General features: G+C 36.7%; 1 pseudogene. It reads left to right on the top strand.

From position 1 onward, the window contains the following. Nucleotides 1-27: 27 nt before the first annotated feature. Nucleotides 28-259 (top strand): annotated as a pseudogene (locus SB679_RS25045) (hypothetical protein); the annotation flags it as partial.

Below are 259 nucleotides of genomic sequence, written 5' to 3'. Positions count from 1 at the left end.
ATACTTTCAACTATAAAAAATTATTTTATGAAAAAGACCTTTTTTAAAATGACAGTATGTGCAGCCGGAATTATGACAGCATTTACTCTTTCATCTTGCAACGATTCCGACAATAACATGATGGACACGTCTGCTCAAAGAACCATTACCTTTGAAAATGTTGTTACTCCTAAAGATTTTGTAGAAAGCGGAAGCTTTCAGGGAACAGGAACGGCACCTGTCATTAAGCCAGGTCAGTCGGTATCTATTAAGTTCAGTG

This window comes from Chryseobacterium sp. SIMBA_029 (assembly GCF_046535275.1).
Lineage (GTDB): Bacteria > Bacteroidota > Bacteroidia > Flavobacteriales > Weeksellaceae > Chryseobacterium.
The sequence above is the reverse complement of the archived record's forward strand: the minus strand, read 5'-3'. Positions and strand labels throughout refer to the sequence as shown.